The organism is Leifsonia sp. SIMBA_070, assembly GCF_046534635.1.
Classification (GTDB): domain Bacteria; phylum Actinomycetota; class Actinomycetes; order Actinomycetales; family Microbacteriaceae; genus Leifsonia.
Window position 1 is genome coordinate 1 of record NZ_JAWRYK010001049.1, and the last position, 230, is coordinate 230.

The 230-nt window shown below is 65.7% G+C and carries 1 protein-coding gene; it reads left to right on the forward strand.

From position 1 onward, the window contains the following. Window positions 1-230: MFS transporter (locus tag SB754_RS23345; protein ID WP_410784612.1), on the forward strand; the 230-nt coding region annotated here is incomplete at both ends.

Below are 230 nucleotides of genomic sequence, written 5' to 3' on the forward strand. Positions count from 1 at the left end.
GTCCTGCTGCGCATCCTGCAGGGCTTTTCCGCCGGAGGGGAATGGGGCGGCGCGGCCCTGCTGTCCGTGGAACACGCACCGGCGGACAAGCGCGGACTCTTCGGCGCGTACCCGCAAATCGGGGTGCCCATCGGGATGATCCTGGCAACCTTCGTGATTTACGTGCTGAGCACGAGCCTCAGCGAGGAACAGTTCCTGTCCTGGGGCTGGCGGATTCCCTTCCTGCTCTC